Here is a 288-nt window from a genome sequence, read left to right on the forward strand (position 1 = left end):
TCCATGTTGAAGTGATTGTTCGTCACATCAATATCAATCAGATCACCACTCGCAGATCGTGCGAATTTACCGTAACCCACATCAACTGAACCATACATGACAAGATCTTTGGCAAGATAACCCGCAGCGAAATATCCAACCCAAGGCTTAGCCTTATCTAGACCGTCAGCAGCATAGAAAGTCACTTCATTGTAAATGTTGCCGATGATGAAATTGTAACCAACACCGGCTTCCCAATACCCCTCAGAATCAACTTCCCCGAATACACGCCAATCTTCAGATAAATCA

General features: G+C 43.4%; 1 pseudogene. It reads right to left on the reverse strand.

Going from position 1 to position 288, the window contains the following annotated elements:
- Positions 1-288 (reverse strand): annotated as a pseudogene (locus tag AB4585_RS26710) (hypothetical protein); the annotation flags it as partial.

The organism is Vibrio sp. 10N.222.49.C9, from assembly GCF_041474985.1.
Classification (GTDB): domain Bacteria; phylum Pseudomonadota; class Gammaproteobacteria; order Enterobacterales; family Vibrionaceae; genus Vibrio; species Vibrio crassostreae_C.